The following is a 15860-nucleotide window of genomic DNA, read 5'->3' on the forward strand; positions in this document are numbered from 1 at the left end:
TTATGAAAGCGGGCGATTTTATCAAATTTCGTTATCGGCGAACATGCTTGCGTCACGACTCGCAAATAAGCCTCAAAGTAAATTAAATGTTATCAAAATGATGTTGTTTTGGTGTGCGCAGAGGGGTAATGTAACCGCCGTTGATGTAACCACATCAGGTCGTGACCGGGCGCTATGGCGTCGTTCCTCCCGGCGAGTAAATGCAGCAACGCGGTCGAGTATTGCTTTATCTCGCAATCTGGCGGCGGGAAGATTGTAATTATCTCCTCTCTGGATTATGGTCGCCACCGCATGGAGTTACGGCACGATTTTGCTAACCATAATAAGGAGTTTAGGATGAAAGTTGCAGTCCTCGGCGCAGCTGGCGGTATCGGCCAGGCGCTTGCCCTTCTACTTAAGACCCAACTGCCTTCAGGCTCAGAACTCTCTCTGTATGACATTGCGCCAGTAACCCCAGGGGTTGCGGTGGATCTGAGTCATATCCCGACTGACGTGAAAATCAAAGGTTTCTCCGGCGAAGATGCAACCCCGGCGCTGGTTGGCGCAGACGTGGTGCTTATCTCCGCGGGCGTAGCGCGTAAACCAGGTATGGATCGCTCCGACCTGTTCAACGTGAATGCCGGCATCGTGAAGAACCTGATCGAGCAAGTTGCGAAAACCGCACCTAAAGCCTGCATCGGTATTATCACTAACCCGGTTAACACCACCGTTGCTATTGCAGCAGAAGTGCTGAAAAAAGCGGGTGTCTACGATAAGAACAAACTGTTCGGCGTCACGACGCTGGATATCATCCGCTCCAACACCTTTGTTGCCGAGCTGAAAGGCAAACAGCCTACGGATATCGAAGTGCCGGTTATTGGCGGCCACTCTGGCGTGACCATTCTGCCGCTGCTGTCCCAGATCCCTGGCGTGAGCTTCACCGAGCAGGAAGTTGCTGACCTGACTAAACGCATCCAGAATGCGGGTACCGAAGTGGTTGAAGCGAAAGCCGGCGGCGGGTCTGCAACGCTGTCTATGGGCCAGGCTGCGGCTCGTTTTGGCCTGTCTCTGGTTCGCGCTCTTAAGGGCGAAAGCAACGTTGTTGAATGCGCTTACGTTGAAGGTGACGGCGAGCACGCACGTTTCTTCTCTCAGCCGCTGCTGTTGGGTAAAAACGGTATCGTTGAGCGTAAAGCTATCGGCACCCTCAGCGCGTTTGAGAAAAACGCGATGGAAGGCATGCTGGATACCCTGAAGAAAGATATCCAACTGGGCGAAGAGTTCGTTAAGTAACCGCCCCTGGATAAAAAAAACCGGAACTCAGGTTCCGGTTTTTTTATGCCTGCCGTTTAGCCACCGGCGGGGTATTCCTGGACCGTGACCTGCAGCGTGAGCTTTTTATCTTCACGCATGACTTCTACCGGAATCACGGAGCCTGGACGAATTTCCGCCACCTGGTCCATCGTTTCCAGCGCGGAGACGGCAGGCTTGTGGTTTACCGAAATAATCACGTCATTCACCTGAATGCCCGCGAGTGCGGCCGGACCGTCCGGTGATACCGCATTGACGATAATCCCCTGCAGCTGATCGATGCCGGTTGATGGACCGTGCAGCGGGGTAATTTCTCTGCCGCCAATACCGATGTAGCCACGAATCACCCGGCCATCGCGGATCAGCTTATCCATTATCTTGGTCGCTAACTGGGTCGGTATCGCAAAGCCAATCCCTTCCGGCGTCTCGCCGTCATTGCTCTTGTCAAACGACAGCGTGTTGATGCCCATCAGCTCGCCCAGAGAGTTCACCAGCGCCCCGCCAGAGTTACCGCGGTTAATGGAGGCATCGGTCTGTAAGAACGACTGGCGACCCGAAGGGCTCAGGCCAATGCGGCCGGTGGCGCTGATAATGCCCTGAGTCACCGTCTGCCCGAGGTTGTAGGGATTACCAATAGCCATCACGACATCGCCAATATGCGGCTGACGTTTGCCATTAATAGGAATAATCGGCAGGTTGGTGGCGTTGATTTTCAGCACCGCGAGGTCGGTCAGGCTATCGGAGCCAATGAGCAGTGCTTCAAATACCCGTCCATCCTGGAGAGCGACGATGATCTGCTCTGCATCATTAATGACGTGCTTGTTGGTGATGATGTAGCCCCGCCCATCCATGATAACGCCAGAGCCGAGTGTCTTGATTTGGAGCTGGTTCTGACCGTTATTGCCGACGCTGCGGTTGTACACGTTGACCACAGCCGGGGCAGCACGACGTACCGCCGGATTAAAGCTCATCGGCGTTTCGTCTGCGCTGTCATATTGCGCAGGCGCAAGCGGACCAATGGCTTTGCGTAATGACGGCATCGCGAGCAGCAGCAGCCCCGCAACAATCAGCCCAATGACCACCGAACGTAAGATCTTTAGAAACATGAGTTTGAGTTAATGAGTGAGAGATCGACCGCAGAATAGCATGAGTTGAACGGACATCGTACAGACGATGTCCGTTTCTCTGCTTCCGTTAACGCAACAGCAAATAGAGGCTCTGTTCGCCGCGAACAACATGCAGCGCAATGACCGCGGGTTTGGCTTCAAGCACTTTACGCATTTCGGCGATGGTATGGATACGCTCGCGGTTAATGCCGATAATTACATCGTCTTTATGCAGGCCAACCTGAGCGGCGGGCGTGCCTTTATCCACGTTATCCAGATGAATGCCTTTGCCGCCGTCTTTCAGCTGCCCATCGCTAAGGGTGGCCCCTTGCAGCGCAGGCAGGATCATTTCAGCGCTGGCCGAAGAGGCGGTGCTCTTATCCAGCGTCACGCTAACTTCCAGCGGCTTACCGTCTCGCAGCAGGCCCAGCTTAACAACGGTGCCTGGCTCCGTTGTGGCGATTTTAGCCCTCAGTTCGGCAAAACTGTTCAGCGGGTTACCGTTCAGGCTGGTGATGATATCGCCGGCTTTAACGCCAGCTTTTGCTGAACCTGACTGCGGGAGCACTTCACTGACAAACGCGCCGCGCTGGGTTGAAAGGTTAAAGGCTTTGGCGATGTCAGAGTTCATCTCCATGCCTTTAATGCCCAGCAGGCCGCGTTTGATTTCACCAAACTCCATCAGCTGTTTGGCGAGGGTTTGCGCCATATTGCTGGGGATGGCGAAACCAATCCCTACGCTGCCGCCGCTTGGGGCAAGAATAGCGGTGTTAATGCCAATCAGTTCACCGTTCAGGTTCAGCAGCGCGCCGCCGGAGTTTCCGCGGTTGATTGAGGCGTCGGTCTGAATAAAGTTCTCCAGGCCTTCGAGATTGAGCCCGCTGCGGCCCAGCGCAGAAACAATACCGGAGGTGGCTGTTTGGCCCAGGCCAAAGGGGTTTCCTACCGCAACGGCAAAGTCGCCCACTTTGAGCTTGTCAGAGTCGGCAACTTTGATTTCGGTCAGCCCTGAAGCATTCTGCAGTTGAATCAGCGCAATGTCGCTCTGATCGTCTCCGCCGATAAGTTTGGCATCAAACTCACGCCCGTCGTTCAGCTGCACGCTGATTTTTTGGGCCTGGTTGATCACGTGGTTATTGGTCAGGACATAGCCTTTAGCGGCGTTAATGATGACGCCGGAACCTAAGCCTTCGAACTGCTGTGGCGTGTCGGAGGGGGCATCATCCCCGTAGAATTTCTTGAACTCTTCCGGCACCTTCTGGGCTGAGGCCGAAGCGGTACCTTCTACCCTTACGCTGACAACCGCCGGCAGCACTTTTTCCAGCATCGGCGCAAGGCTCGGCAACGCCGGCTGGCCTGGAACCTGGGAAGGCAGTGACGCGTTCGCCAGAGGGGATACGCCGAGCGTCAGACCGACGCTTAACGCTAATGCACTCCACAGCCGTGTTTGTTTCTTCATTGGATGCTGGCTCTCGTCACCTGGAAAAAGGAATACCCACTAACGCAATCGATGTTATTGAAATATCAATCGACTCACAATGGCGTAATAGGGAAGCAAAAGACAATTAAATGATAGCTGGGTCAGGGAAGGATGGGGGGCACATGAACCGTGCCCCGGAAAAAATCTGAAACAGGGATTAATCGCGTTTTGCACCAGCGCGAAGCAGGCCGGAAGCACCGTCTGAATAGTCACGCGGCATCTGAACCGGAGCCTGATCGTTACCGGCTTCGGATTCGGCGAGACGGTTGCGGAACGGATTGGCTTCCGCCGTCATTTCCGGCAGCAGGCTGCTGGAGCTTTTTGCCATGTGCTGATAAAGCTGACGATAATCGTGCGCCATGTTGTCCAGCAGCTCGGCGCTGCGGGCAAAGTGGCTGACTAACTCTTCGCGGTACTCTTCAAGCTCCGCTTTGTTCTTTTCCAGCTCATACTGCAGAGCTTGCTGCTGGCGCAGCTTACGGTTGCCGAAACGCATGGCTACGGCGCCGATAATAAGGCCCACCACTAACCCAATAAGCGCATATTCCCAAGTCATGAACTTCTCCCGTTATCTTGTGATTCCGTAGGGTAATGTAGCCACTATAACCGTTAACCGAAGAGAAGTGGAATCCTGACGCAGCATCGCTTAGGGTAGAACGGCCTTTTTTTCGACAACCTGCTCGAAAATGGCAGTGAACGGCTATCCGATTATAAAGGGAAGATAAAATACCATGCAAAATCTCTCTCCTGCATCGCGCTACCAGCAGGCCCTGGCAGAAGGCAGCTTCCAACCTGATGAAGTACAGCGCGAAGCGATTATGCGCCTGGACGCTATCTGGCATGCGCTGTCCGCTGCGCCAACGCCGGTGTCTTCAGGCGGTTTGCTGAGTACATTTGGCAAGTTATTTGGTAAAAAAGAGGCCCAGGCTGAGCAGGATCCCGCGCGTGGCCTGTATATGTGGGGAGGCGTGGGGCGTGGTAAAACCTGGCTGATGGATATGTTTTTTCAGAGCCTGCCGGGAGAACGTAAGCTTCGGCTGCACTTCCACCGTTTTATGCTTAGGGTTCATGAGGAGCTGGCGCAGCAGCAGGGACACACCGATCCGCTGGAAATTATTGCCGACGGTTTTAAAGCTGAGGCGGACGTGCTGTGCTTTGATGAGTTTTTTGTCTCCGACATCACCGATGCGATGCTGCTTGGCACATTAATGAAAGCGCTTTTTGCTCGCGGTATCACGCTGGTGGCAACGTCGAACATTCCGCCGGATGATTTGTATCGCAATGGGCTCCAGCGCGCACGTTTCTTACCGGCTATCGAAGCGATTAAACGCTATTGCGATGTGATGAACGTCGATGCCGGGATTGACTATCGTCTGAGGACATTGACCCAGGCGCATCTCTGGCTTTCGCCGCTTAACGATGAGTCTGCTCAGCAGATGGAGAAGCTTTATACGGCGCTTGCGGGCGCTAAACGTGAGGGCGGCCCGGTGCTGGAGATTAATCACCGTCCTCTGGCGACGCTCGGCATGGCTAATCAGACGCTGGCGGCCGACTTTACCACGCTGTGCGTGGATGCCCGCAGCCAGCATGATTACATCGCGCTTTCTCGTCAGTTTCATACCGTCATGCTGTTTAATGTGCCGGTGATGACCCCGCTGATGGAAAGCGAGGCACGCCGCTTTATCGCTTTGGTGGACGAATTCTACGAGCGTCACGTGAAGCTGGTTGTGTCTGCAGAGACTGAGCTATTCAATATTTATCAAGGGGAAAGGCTGAAATTTGAGTTCCAGCGCTGCCTTTCCAGGCTGCAGGAAATGCAAAGTGAAGAGTATTTGCGCCGCGCTCATCTGCCCTAAAGATGAATATGTGATATCAACGACAAATTGTGGTCGATCTTTGAGGGCGACTTCTCTATAATCTTGCGACCCCACGTTACAACCAAAGTTTTTTTCCCAAAACTTTTGTCGTGCCGGCATAGGCTATTCGAAGGGGTAGGTTTGCTGGACAATGTCGCGTGAACCTCAACTGATTTTAAACGTTTGGGTGTTCACCAACGTGTAACTATATATTGGGTAAGCTTTTAATGAAAACTTTTACAGCTAAACCAGAAACTGTACAGCGCGACTGGTATGTTGTTGATGCTGAAGGTAAGACCTTAGGTCGTCTGGCTTCTGAACTGGCTCGCCGTCTGCGCGGTAAGCACAAAGCGGAATACACTCCGCACGTTGATACTGGTGATTACATCATCGTTCTGAACGCTGACAAAGTTGCTGTAACCGGCAACAAGCGTACTGACAAAGTGTACTACCATCACACCGGCCACATCGGTGGTATCAAACAAGCGACCTTTGAAGAGATGATTGCCCGCCGTCCTGAGCGTGTGATTGAAATCGCGGTTAAAGGCATGCTGCCAAAGGGCCCGCTGGGTCGTGCAATGTTCCGTAAACTGAAAGTTTACGCGGGCACCGAGCACAACCACGCGGCACAGCAACCGCAAGTTCTGGACATTTAATCGGGATTATAGGCAATGGCTGAAAATCAATACTACGGCACTGGTCGCCGCAAAAGTTCCGCAGCTCGCGTGTTTATCAAACCGGGCAACGGCAAAATCGTTATCAACCAACGTTCTCTGGAACAGTACTTCGGTCGTGAAACTGCCCGCATGGTAGTTCGTCAGCCGCTGGAACTGGTCGACATGGTTGAGAAACTGGATCTGTACATCACCGTTAAAGGTGGTGGTATCTCTGGTCAGGCTGGTGCGATCCGTCACGGTATCACCCGCGCTCTGATGGAGTATGATGAGTCCCTGCGTTCCGAGCTGCGTAAAGCTGGCTTCGTTACCCGTGATGCTCGTCAGGTTGAACGTAAGAAAGTCGGTCTGCGTAAAGCACGTCGTCGTCCTCAGTTCTCCAAACGTTAATTGTTCTCTGCTTACGCAGAAAGGCAATTGGCAAAAACCCGGTCTTCGTACCGGGTTTTTTTATGCCCGTAATTTATATTATTGCTTCTAACTTTTTGAAATACTTTGCCTTTTAGGCAAATTCAATCTGTGACCACCACAAAACCGGTAAAATCTGGTAAACTATCAACCAATTTTCTGCCCAAATGTCGGCATCAGGTTGTTTTCGCCACGCTTTAAGGCGTAAGCGGTGCTCCGGCGAAGCATTGGGTAATAAACGGTCAGGTTAGTCGCCGCTTGCGGCTATTAGCAGTAATTTTCTGGATAAACTTGGAGGTTTTCATGGCTGTCGCTGCCAACAAACGTTCGGTGATGACGCTGTTTTCCGGTCCTACTGACATCTACAGCCATCAGGTGCGCATCGTACTGGCTGAGAAAGGTGTTAGCGTTGAAATTGAGCATGTGGAAACGGATAACCTGCCTCAGGATCTGATTGACCTCAACCCAAATCACAGCGTACCGACCCTGGTTGACCGCGAGCTGACGCTGTGGGAATCCCGCATCATCATGGAATACCTTGATGAGCGTTTCCCGCATCCACCTTTGATGCCGGTTTACCCGGTAGCACGTGGTGAAAGCCGTCTGTACATGCATCGCATTGAGAAAGACTGGTACACCCTGATGAACGTGGTGATGAAAGGCTCCGCGCAGGAAGCGGACGCGGCGCGTAAGCAGCTGCGTGAAGAGCTGTTGAGCATCGCACCGGTGTTCACCCAGAAGCCTTTCTTCCTGAGCGACGAGTTCAGCCTGGTAGACTGCTACCTGGCTCCGCTGCTGTGGCGTCTGCCGCAGATGGGCATTGAGCTGACAGGCGCAGGTTCTAAAGAGATGAAAGGGTATATGACCCGCGTCTTCGAACGTGATTCTTTCCTCGCCTCTTTGACCGAACCTGAGCGCGAAATGCGTCTGCAGACTCGAGGCTAAGTGATGGATATGTCGCAGCTGTCGCCGCGCCGTCCTTACCTGTTGCGCGCCTTCTATGAGTGGCTGCTGGATAACCAGCTCACTCCGCATCTGGTGGTAGATATTACGCTGCCGGATGTACAGGTGCCGATGGAGTATGCGCGAGACGGGCAAATTGTGCTGAACATCGCGCCGCGCGCCGTAGGCAACCTGGAGTTGGCCAATGACGAAGTGCGCTTTAACGCGCGTTTCGGCGGTGTACCGCGCCAGGTGAACGTCCCAATGGCTGCCGTTCTGGCTATCTATGCGCGTGAGAACGGTGCAGGCACGATGTTTGAGCCAGAAGCGGGCTATGATGAAGACGCTGAAAGCCACAACGACGATCGCTCTGATGCAGGTGAACCGGAAACGGTGATGCAGGTTATTGATGGCGATCGCCCGGATCACGGCGATGACGACAATAACCCGGATGACGATCCGCCGCCGCCGCCTCGCGGTGGTCGCCCCGCACTGCGCGTGGTGAAATAACAAAAAGCCAGTCGAAAGACTGGCTTTTTTTATGGTGCGATGGCGGCTAAATCTGGCGACCAAAGCCGCCAGGTTTTAACGCTTATACCTCGAGGAAGTTCAGGATCCCGTCGGCGGCTTTGCGCCCTTCAGCAATGGCCGTCACCACCAGATCGGAACCGCGAACGGCATCGCCACCGGCGAAGATTTTCGGGTTGCTGGTCTGGAAAGCGTTCTCACTGCCTTCAGGCGCGATGATGCGACCCTGGCTGTCCAACTCAACGCTATGCTGTTCCAGCCACGTCATGCTGTGAGGGCGGAAGCCAAACGCCATCACGACCGCATCGGCAGCCAGAACGTGTTCAGAGCCGGCTACGATTTCCGGACGACGGCGGCCTTGAGCATCTGGCGCGCTTAGTTCGGTACGCGCAACCTTCACGCCACAAACGCGGCCGTTAGCGTTAATTTCAACGCCCAGTGGCTGCAGGTTGAACTGGAACTCCACGCCTTCTTCACGCGCGTTTTTCACTTCGCGTTTGGAGCCCGGCATGTTCTCTTCGTCACGGCGGTAGGCACAAATTACGTGGCCTGCGCCCTGGCGGATGGAAGTGCGTACACAGTCCATGGCGGTATCACCGCCACCCAGCACCACGACACGTTTGCCTTCCATGCTGATGTACGGCTCTTCAGCCGTTTCAGCAAAGCCCATAATCTGCTTAGTGTTAGCGATGAGGAACGGCAGGGCGTCATAAACGCCAGGCGCGTCTTCATTCTCTAAACCACCACGCATTGACTGATAGGTGCCGACGCCCAGGAACACGGAGTCATATTCACCGAGCAGCTCGTCCATCTGTACGTCACGGCCAACTTCGGTATTGAGTTTGAATTCAATCCCCATCCCGCTGAAGATTTCGCGGCGTTTGGTCATCACCTCTTTTTCCAGCTTGAACGCCGGAATACCGAAGGTCAGCAGGCCGCCGATTTCTGGATGCCTGTCGTAAACCACCGCCTTCACGCCGTTACGCGCCAGCACGTCCGCACAGGCAAGCCCCGCAGGGCCTGCGCCGATAATAGCCACGCGCTTACCTGTTTGCTTCACGCCGGTCAGATCCGGTTTCCAGCCCATCTCAATCGCTTTATCGTTGATATAGCGCTCGATGTTGCCGATGGTTACCGCCCCGAACTCGTCGTTTAGCGTACAGGAGCCTTCGCAAAGGCGGTCCTGAGGACAGACGCGGCCGCATACTTCCGGCAGGCTGTTGGTCTGGTGAGACAGCTCGGCTGCCTCAATGATGCGACCCTCATTGGCCAGTTTCAGCCAGTTTGGAATGTAGTTGTGAACCGGACACTTCCACTCACAGTACGGGTTGCCGCAGGAGAGACAGCGGTCGGCCTGCGCCTTGGCCTGCCCTTCAGAGAACGGCTCGTAAATTTCCACAAATTCAATTTTGCGGATCTTCAGCGGCTTCTTCGGCGGATCAACGCGCTGCAAGTCGATAAATTGATAAACGTTTTGACTCATCGTGACCTCTTACTGCGCCTGCACCCGCAGCTCGGCTGCGGAACGACTGCGGTGACCCAACAATGCTTTGACATCACTGGACTTCGGTTTAACCAGGGTGAATTTGGAGGCGAACGTCGGCCAGTTAGCCAGAATCTCCTCGCCGCGCTGGGAGCCGGTCAACTGAACGTGTTCGGTTATCATGCCGCGCAGATGCTCTTCATGAATCGCCAGCTCTTCCACATCCAGTAATTCAACCAGTTCAGGGTTCACGCGTTTACGGAACTCACCGTCTTCATCCAGCACGTAGGCGAAGCCGCCCGTCATGCCGGCCCCGAAGTTAACCCCGGTTTTGCCAAGAATACAGACGATACCGCCGGTCATGTATTCACAGCCGTTATCGCCAATGCCTTCAACTACGGTGATGGCACCGGAGTTACGCACCGCGAAACGCTCACCTGCGCGGCCTGCGGCATAGAGTTTGCCACCGGTAGCGCCATACAGGCAGGTGTTGCCGATAATCGTCGCTTCATGGCTACGGAAGGCTGAGCCTACCGGAGGGCGCAGAGAAATCAGGCCGCCCGCCATGCCTTTGCCTACATAGTCGTTAGCATCGCCGGTCAGGTGAAGCTCCACGCCGCCTGCGTTCCAGACGCCGAAGCTCTGGCCCGCGGTGCCGCTAAAGTGCGCCTTGATTGGGTCAGACGCCAGCCCCTGATCGCCATGCTGCTGGGCGATGTAGCCGGAGAGGGAAGCCCCAACGGAACGATCGGTGTTGCGGATATCAAACCAGAAGGTTTTGCTCTGTTTGTCATCCACGTACGCCTGCGCCTGGTTCAGCAGCTGTGCGTTAAGGTCGCCCTTATCGAACGGCGGGTTATGCTCGGTGCAGTACACCGCTTTGCCCGGCATAGGTTCAGCCGTTTTTAGCAGGGCGGAGAGATCCAGCTTCTGCTGCTTAGCGGTAAACCCGTCCAGCTCTTTCAGCAGGTCGGTACGACCAATCAGGTCGACCAGACGCTTCACGCCGAGCAGCGCCATCAGTTCGCGGGTTTCGCGAGCGATGAACTCAAAGTAGTTGGTCACTTTGAACGGCAGGCCGTGGTAATGGTTCTTACGCAGCTTGTCATCCTGAGTTGCCACGCCGGTTGCGCAGTTGTTCAGGTGGCAGATTCGCAGGTATTTACAGCCCAGCGCAACCATTGGCCCGGTGCCGAAGCCGAAGCTTTCTGCGCCAAGGATGGCCGCTTTAATGATGTCGAGGCCGGTTTTCAGGCCGCCGTCCACCTGCAGGCGAATTTTATGACGCAGGCCGTTAGCCACCAGAGCCTGCTGGGTTTCCACCAGGCCAAGCTCCCACGGGCAGCCCGCGTATTTCACGGACGATAGCGGGCTTGCGCCGGTGCCGCCGTCGTAGCCGGCAATAGTGATCAGGTCGGCATAGGCTTTGGCTACGCCCGTCGCGATGGTGCCGACGCCCGGTTCGGAAACCAGCTTCACGGAGATCATCGCCTTCGGGTTAACCTGTTTCAGGTCGAAAATCAGCTGCGCCAGATCCTCGATAGAGTAGATATCGTGGTGAGGCGGAGGTGAAATCAGCGTCACGCCCGGTACGGAGTAGCGCAGCTTAGCGATATAAGGCGTGACCTTATCACCCGGCAGCTGGCCGCCTTCGCCCGGTTTCGCGCCCTGCGCGACTTTAATCTGGATAACGTCGGCGTTGACCAAATAAGCTGGCGTGACGCCGAAGCGGCCGGAAGCCACCTGCTTGATACGGGACACTTTATTGGTGCCGTAGCGAGCCGGATCTTCACCGCCTTCGCCGGAGTTAGAGTTCCCGCCGATGCTGTTCATCGCTTCAGCCAGGGATTCGTGCGCTTCCGGGCTCAGGGCACCGATGGACATCGCCGCGGTATCGAAGCGCTTGAACAGATCGGTTGCTGGCTCAACGTCTTCAATTTTGACGGATTCGTCCTGCGGGTTCAGCGCAAGCATATCGCGCAGCGTAGCGACCGGACGCTCGTTAACCAGCTTCGCATACTGCTGATAGTCGGCGTATTCGCCGCTCTGCACCGCTTTTTGCAGCGTCTGCACAACGTCCGGGTTGTAGGCGTGGTATTCCCCACCGTGAACGAACTTCAGCTGACCGCCCTGATCCAATGGTTTACGCACCAGCCAGGCACGTTTGGACAGGTTCAGCAGGTCCTGCTGGAAGTCGCCAAAGCCTGCGCCGCCGATGCGGCTGACCGCACCCTGGAAGCAAAGCTCTGAAACTTCTTTGTGCAGGCCAACGGCTTCGAACAGCTTAGAGCAACGGTAAGAGGCGATAGTCGAGATGCCCATTTTGGACATGATCTTGTACAGGCCTTTGTTGATGCCGTTACGGTAGTTCTGCATCACGACGCGATAGTTTTTGTCGATAGCGCCGTTGTCGACCAGCTTCGCCAACGTTTCATAGGCGAGGTACGGATAGATGGCGGTCGCACCGAAGCCCAGCAGCACGGCAAAGTGGTGCGGGTCGCGGGCGCTGGCGGTTTCAACGATGATGTTGGCGTCACAGCGCAGGCTCTTCTCAACAAGACGAGTCTGGATGGCGCCCACGGCCATCGGGGCCGGAACCGGCAGGCGATTTTTCGCAATGTTGCGGTCGGACAGCACCAGCAACACGGTGCCATTGCGTACCATGCGTTCAGCTTCGTCGCAGAGCGCCATCACCGTTTCGTGCAGTGATTTCTCGGTCACGTCATAAGTGATGTCGAGCGTATCGGCGCGATAGTGTTCTTCTTCAAGCGTGGTGAGCTGCTGGAAATCAGACCACAGCAGAATCGGCGATTTGAAGCTCAGGCGGTGCGCCTGGCCTTCTGCTTCACAGAAGACGTTCATCTCGCGACCAATGCTGGTGGCCAGGGACATCACGTGTGCTTCACGCAGCGGATCGATTGGCGGGTTGGTGACCTGCGCGAACTGCTGGCGGAAGTAATCGTAAATAATGCGTGGCTGGCTGGAAAGCACGGCAAACGGCGTGTCATCGCCCATTGACCCCACCGCTTCCTGGCCGTTTTCGCCCAGAACGCGAATCACTGAATCCAGCTCTTCGCTGCTGTAGTTAAACTGCTTCTGGTAGCTGGCGAGCGTGTCGTCGTCCAGCTCTCTCGCGCCCACTTTTTCGTCCGGCAGATCTTCAAACGGCACCAGACGACGCACGTTGTTCTCCATCCACTCTTTATACGGATGGCGGCTTTTCAGCTCGGCATCGGTTTCAGCGGAATGCAGAATACGGCCAATACGGGTGTCGATAACCATCAGCTCGCCCGGGCCAACGCGGCCTTTTTCAACCACTTCGTCCGGCTGGTAGTCCCAGATCCCGACTTCAGAGGCACAGGTGATGAGCTTGTCTTTGGTGATGACGTAGCGCGCCGGGCGCAGGCCGTTACGGTCCAGGTTACAGGCAGCGAAGCGCCCGTCTGACATCACGATACCGGCCGGGCCGTCCCACGGCTCCATGTGCATGGAGTTAAAGTCGAAGAAGGCACGCAGCTCAGGATCCATGTTCGGGTTGTTCTGCCATGCTGGCGGAACAAGCAGACGCATGGCGCGTACGATATCCATCCCGCCCGCCAGCAGCAGCTCAAGCATGTTGTCCATGGAGCTGGAGTCGGAGCCGGTTTCGTTCACGAACGGCGCGGCGTCGTGCAGATCGGGGATCAGCGGCGTCTGGAATTTATAGGTACGAGCGCGGGCCCACTGGCGGTTACCGGTAATGGTGTTGATTTCGCCGTTATGCGCCAGATAGCGGAACGGCTGAGCCAGCGGCCAGCGCGGCACGGTGTTGGTGGAGAAACGCTGGTGGAACAGGCAAATGGCCGATTCCAGGCGCAGGTCCGCCAGGTCCAGGTAGAAGCGCGGCAGGTCAGCCGGCATACACAGACCTTTATAGATGTTCACCAGGTTAGACAGGCTACAGATATAGAAGTCTTTATCTTCCTGGATGCGTTTTTCGATACGGCGACGGGCGATAAACAGGCGGCGTTCCATATCACGAGGGCGCCAGCCCGCCGGGGCGTTAACGAAAATTTGTTCAATACGTGGCAGAGAGGAGAGGGCGATTTCACCGAGCACGTCTTTGTTCAGCGGCACTTCACGCCAGCCAACAATAGACAGAGTTTCGTTTTGCAGCTCTTCTTCAACAATGCGGCGGCTGGCGCGAGCAAGCGCGTCATCCTGGCTTAAGAAAATCATGCCAACGGCATAGTTCTTGGCCAAACGCCAATTGCGTTCTTCTGCAACAATGCGGAAGAAACGATCTGGTTTTTGCAGCAGCAGGCCACAACCGTCGCCGGTTTTACCGTCGGCCAGGATGGCCCCACGGTGCTGCATACGGGCTAGCGCGTGAATAGCGGTACGCACTACCTTGTGGCTAGGTTCGCCTTCTATGTGGGCGATCAGGCCGAAACCACAGTTATCCTTCTCAAGGGATTTATCGTACAACATATCAGTGAACCTCCCCAGGCTCTACGTTACTCCCAACCGTTTGCGCGTGGACGCAGCAAGGGCATGGCGACGGGGTTTGCGCATCATACGCTTGCCTCGCGTGTCGCCCTCTTAATGTCCAACGCATCCGGTGTCACAAGTGTTGAGGACTTGCTTTAGAGGGAATCTCAATTACTGCATAAATATGATGGGCACAGAACCCATCCAGAAAGCTTCCAGCGGATTTCCAAGTTATCGGGAAAGAGCACACAGGTCAAATGGCATTCTTATTTATACATAATTGTGCTAAGAGCGTCCTAAGAATATGAATACAATGATGTTTTGCGCTTTTTTGCCTGTGGCGGCAGCGCGGCAAACGCCGGGGGTTATGTGATCGTCCTCACTATACTGAAGCCCAGGGAACTCCAGACCATGCTGGCATCAGTGGTATTGCTAGCACGATATGCTACTTAACCCCCATGGAGTGCAGCATGACACTGTTTTTCACCGCTCGTCATATTCTTTAAATAAAGGGCAGCATCATAAGGAAAAGTAATTAAGCCTTATTTGAATAGAGTTGCACTTATTTTGAGTTTATATGCAATAGATAAGGCTGCGCCGAAGCGATTGATCCAGGTCATCGCCGCTGCGAGAAGAAAATGGCAGGCTAGGCCCCTTTTTCGGGACGGCCCATCAGATTATGCAGTTACAGAAATTAGTCAATATGTTTGGCGGCGATCTCTCTCGTCGCTATGGGCAAAAGGTCCATAAACTCACGCTGCATGGCGGGTTTAGCTGTCCTAATCGCGACGGCACTATCGGGCGAGGCGGCTGCACCTTTTGCAACGTGGCCTCTTTTGCCGACGAAGCCCAGCAGCACAGCTCCATTGCAGAACAGCTCGCGCATCAGGCCAGTCGGGTGAATCGCGCTCAGCGTTATCTGGCCTACTTCCAGGCTTACACCAGCACGTGGGCTGAGGTGCAGGTTCTGCGTGCTATGTATCAGCAGGCGGTAAGCCAGACCAGCATTGTTGGGCTGTGTGTGGGCACCCGGCCCGACTGCGTGCCAGACGGCGTGCTCGATCTGCTGAGCGACTACCATGAGCAAGGCTATGAAGTGTGGCTGGAGCTGGGTTTGCAGACGGCGAATGACAAAACGCTGCACCGCATCAACCGTGGACATGATTTTGCCTGCTATCAGGAGACAACGCGGCGGGCTCGGGCGCGTGGTTTAAAGGTTTGCAGTCATCTTATCGTTGGCCTGCCCGGTGAAGGTCAGCAGCAATGCATGGACACGCTGGAAAAAGTGGTTGAAACCGGCGTGGATGGCCTGAAGCTGCATCCTCTGCATATTGTGGAAGGCAGTATTATGGCCAAAAGCTGGCGGGCAGGCCGTCTGGAAGGGATTGCGCTGGATGAGTATGTGGTTACCGCCGGAGAAATGATTCGCCACACGCCGCTTGATGTCGTGTTTCATCGTATTTCGGCTAACGCCAGGCGCCCCACGCTGCTGGCACCTTTGTGGTGTGAAAACCGCTGGGCTGCGATGGTGGATATCGACCGCTATTTGCTGGCACATGGGGCGCAGGGTTCAGCGCTGGGAACGCCGTGGGATCTCTCAGTTCTTTCGTAAATCCTGAGTAC

At 55.1% G+C, this 15860-nt stretch carries 12 protein-coding genes; 7 read left to right on the forward strand and 5 right to left on the reverse strand.

Annotated elements, in window-relative coordinates; genetic code table 11:
* Positions 1–336: 336 nt before the first annotated feature.
* The gene (mdh, locus tag HX778_RS05680; RefSeq protein WP_008454883.1) at positions 337–1272 is read left to right on the forward strand and encodes a malate dehydrogenase; all 936 of its coding nucleotides are present in this window, start codon (positions 337–339) and stop codon (positions 1270–1272) included.
* Positions 1273–1328: 56 nt separating this feature from the next.
* On the opposite strand, the gene degS is transcribed toward mdh, so the two are convergent.
* From degS to zapG, 3 genes are all read right to left on the reverse strand, one after another.
* Positions 1329–2396 (reverse strand): outer membrane-stress sensor serine endopeptidase DegS, encoded by a 1068-nt coding sequence (degS, locus tag HX778_RS05685; protein WP_038478373.1) that lies wholly within the window; start codon positions 2394–2396, stop codon positions 1329–1331.
* A gap of 88 nt (positions 2397–2484) precedes the next feature.
* Positions 2485–3855: a serine endoprotease DegQ gene (gene degQ / locus HX778_RS05690; protein WP_176981498.1), complete on the reverse strand. Its 1371-nt coding sequence runs from the start codon at positions 3853–3855 to the stop codon at positions 2485–2487.
* Positions 3856–4033: 178 nt separating this feature from the next.
* Positions 4034–4432 carry a Z-ring associated protein ZapG gene (gene zapG, locus HX778_RS05695; RefSeq protein WP_008454880.1) on the reverse strand — a complete coding sequence of 133 codons (399 nt, stop codon included), beginning with the start codon at positions 4430–4432 and terminating at the stop codon, positions 4034–4036.
* 175 nt (positions 4433–4607) lie between these two features.
* Between zapG and zapE the strand changes: the two genes are divergently transcribed.
* The 5 genes from zapE to sspB all read left to right on the forward strand — a co-directional run bounded on the left by zapE (position 4608) and on the right by sspB (position 8266).
* On the forward strand, positions 4608–5732 hold the full coding sequence (zapE, locus tag HX778_RS05700; protein ID WP_176981499.1) for a cell division protein ZapE: 1125 nt from the start codon (positions 4608–4610) through the stop codon (positions 5730–5732).
* 227 nt (positions 5733–5959) lie between these two features.
* Positions 5960–6388 (forward strand): 50S ribosomal protein L13, encoded by a 429-nt coding sequence (rplM, locus tag HX778_RS05705; RefSeq protein ID WP_038478381.1) that lies wholly within the window; start codon positions 5960–5962, stop codon positions 6386–6388.
* Positions 6389–6403: 15 nt separating this feature from the next.
* Positions 6404–6796 carry a 30S ribosomal protein S9 gene (gene rpsI, locus HX778_RS05710; RefSeq protein ID WP_000829818.1) on the forward strand — a complete coding sequence of 131 codons (393 nt, stop codon included), beginning with the start codon at positions 6404–6406 and terminating at the stop codon, positions 6794–6796.
* 321 nt (positions 6797–7117) lie between these two features.
* Complete coding sequence (gene sspA / locus HX778_RS05715) at positions 7118–7759, forward strand: stringent starvation protein SspA (RefSeq protein ID WP_038478394.1); 642 nt, start codon at positions 7118–7120, stop codon at positions 7757–7759.
* Positions 7760–7762: 3 nt separating this feature from the next.
* Positions 7763–8266, forward strand: a complete 504-nt coding sequence (gene sspB, locus HX778_RS05720; protein WP_038478396.1) for a ClpXP protease specificity-enhancing factor — start codon at positions 7763–7765, stop codon at positions 8264–8266.
* An 82-nt stretch (positions 8267–8348) separates the two neighbouring features.
* Here the strand turns inward: sspB and HX778_RS05725 are convergent, their stop codons facing one another.
* Positions 8349–9767, reverse strand: coding sequence for a glutamate synthase small subunit (locus HX778_RS05725; protein WP_176981500.1), 1419 nt, complete (start codon positions 9765–9767; stop codon positions 8349–8351).
* 9 nt (positions 9768–9776) lie between these two features.
* Positions 9777–14237, reverse strand: a complete 4461-nt coding sequence (gene gltB / locus HX778_RS05730) for a glutamate synthase large subunit (protein ID WP_176981501.1) — start codon at positions 14235–14237, stop codon at positions 9777–9779.
* 679 nt (positions 14238–14916) lie between these two features.
* Here gltB and HX778_RS05735 point away from each other — a divergent pair.
* Positions 14917–15849: a TIGR01212 family radical SAM protein gene (locus HX778_RS05735; protein ID WP_176981502.1), complete on the forward strand. Its 933-nt coding sequence runs from the start codon at positions 14917–14919 to the stop codon at positions 15847–15849.
* The last annotated feature ends 11 nt before the right edge of the window (positions 15850–15860 follow it).

The organism is Cedecea sp. P7760, from assembly GCF_013386425.1.
In the GTDB taxonomy this organism is placed as follows: domain Bacteria; phylum Pseudomonadota; class Gammaproteobacteria; order Enterobacterales; family Enterobacteriaceae; genus Cedecea; species Cedecea selenatireducens.

Coding starts and splice junctions, on each gene's coding strand:
- mdh (WP_008454883.1), top strand. CDS start 337: ATGAAAGTTGCAGTCCTCGGCGCAGCTGGCGGTATCGGCCAGGCGCTT.
- degS (WP_038478373.1), bottom strand. CDS start 2,396: ATGTTTCTAAAGATCTTACGTTCGGTGGTCATTGGGCTGATTGTTGCG.
- degQ (WP_176981498.1), bottom strand. CDS start 3,855: ATGAAGAAACAAACACGGCTGTGGAGTGCATTAGCGTTAAGCGTCGGT.
- zapG (WP_008454880.1), bottom strand. CDS start 4,432: ATGACTTGGGAATATGCGCTTATTGGGTTAGTGGTGGGCCTTATTATC.
- zapE (WP_176981499.1), top strand. CDS start 4,608: ATGCAAAATCTCTCTCCTGCATCGCGCTACCAGCAGGCCCTGGCAGAA.
- rplM (WP_038478381.1), top strand. CDS start 5,960: ATGAAAACTTTTACAGCTAAACCAGAAACTGTACAGCGCGACTGGTAT.
- rpsI (WP_000829818.1), top strand. CDS start 6,404: ATGGCTGAAAATCAATACTACGGCACTGGTCGCCGCAAAAGTTCCGCA.
- sspA (WP_038478394.1), top strand. CDS start 7,118: ATGGCTGTCGCTGCCAACAAACGTTCGGTGATGACGCTGTTTTCCGGT.
- sspB (WP_038478396.1), top strand. CDS start 7,763: ATGGATATGTCGCAGCTGTCGCCGCGCCGTCCTTACCTGTTGCGCGCC.
- HX778_RS05725 (WP_176981500.1), bottom strand. CDS start 9,767: ATGAGTCAAAACGTTTATCAATTTATCGACTTGCAGCGCGTTGATCCG.
- gltB (WP_176981501.1), bottom strand. CDS start 14,237: ATGTTGTACGATAAATCCCTTGAGAAGGATAACTGTGGTTTCGGCCTG.
- HX778_RS05735 (WP_176981502.1), top strand. CDS start 14,917: ATGCAGTTACAGAAATTAGTCAATATGTTTGGCGGCGATCTCTCTCGT.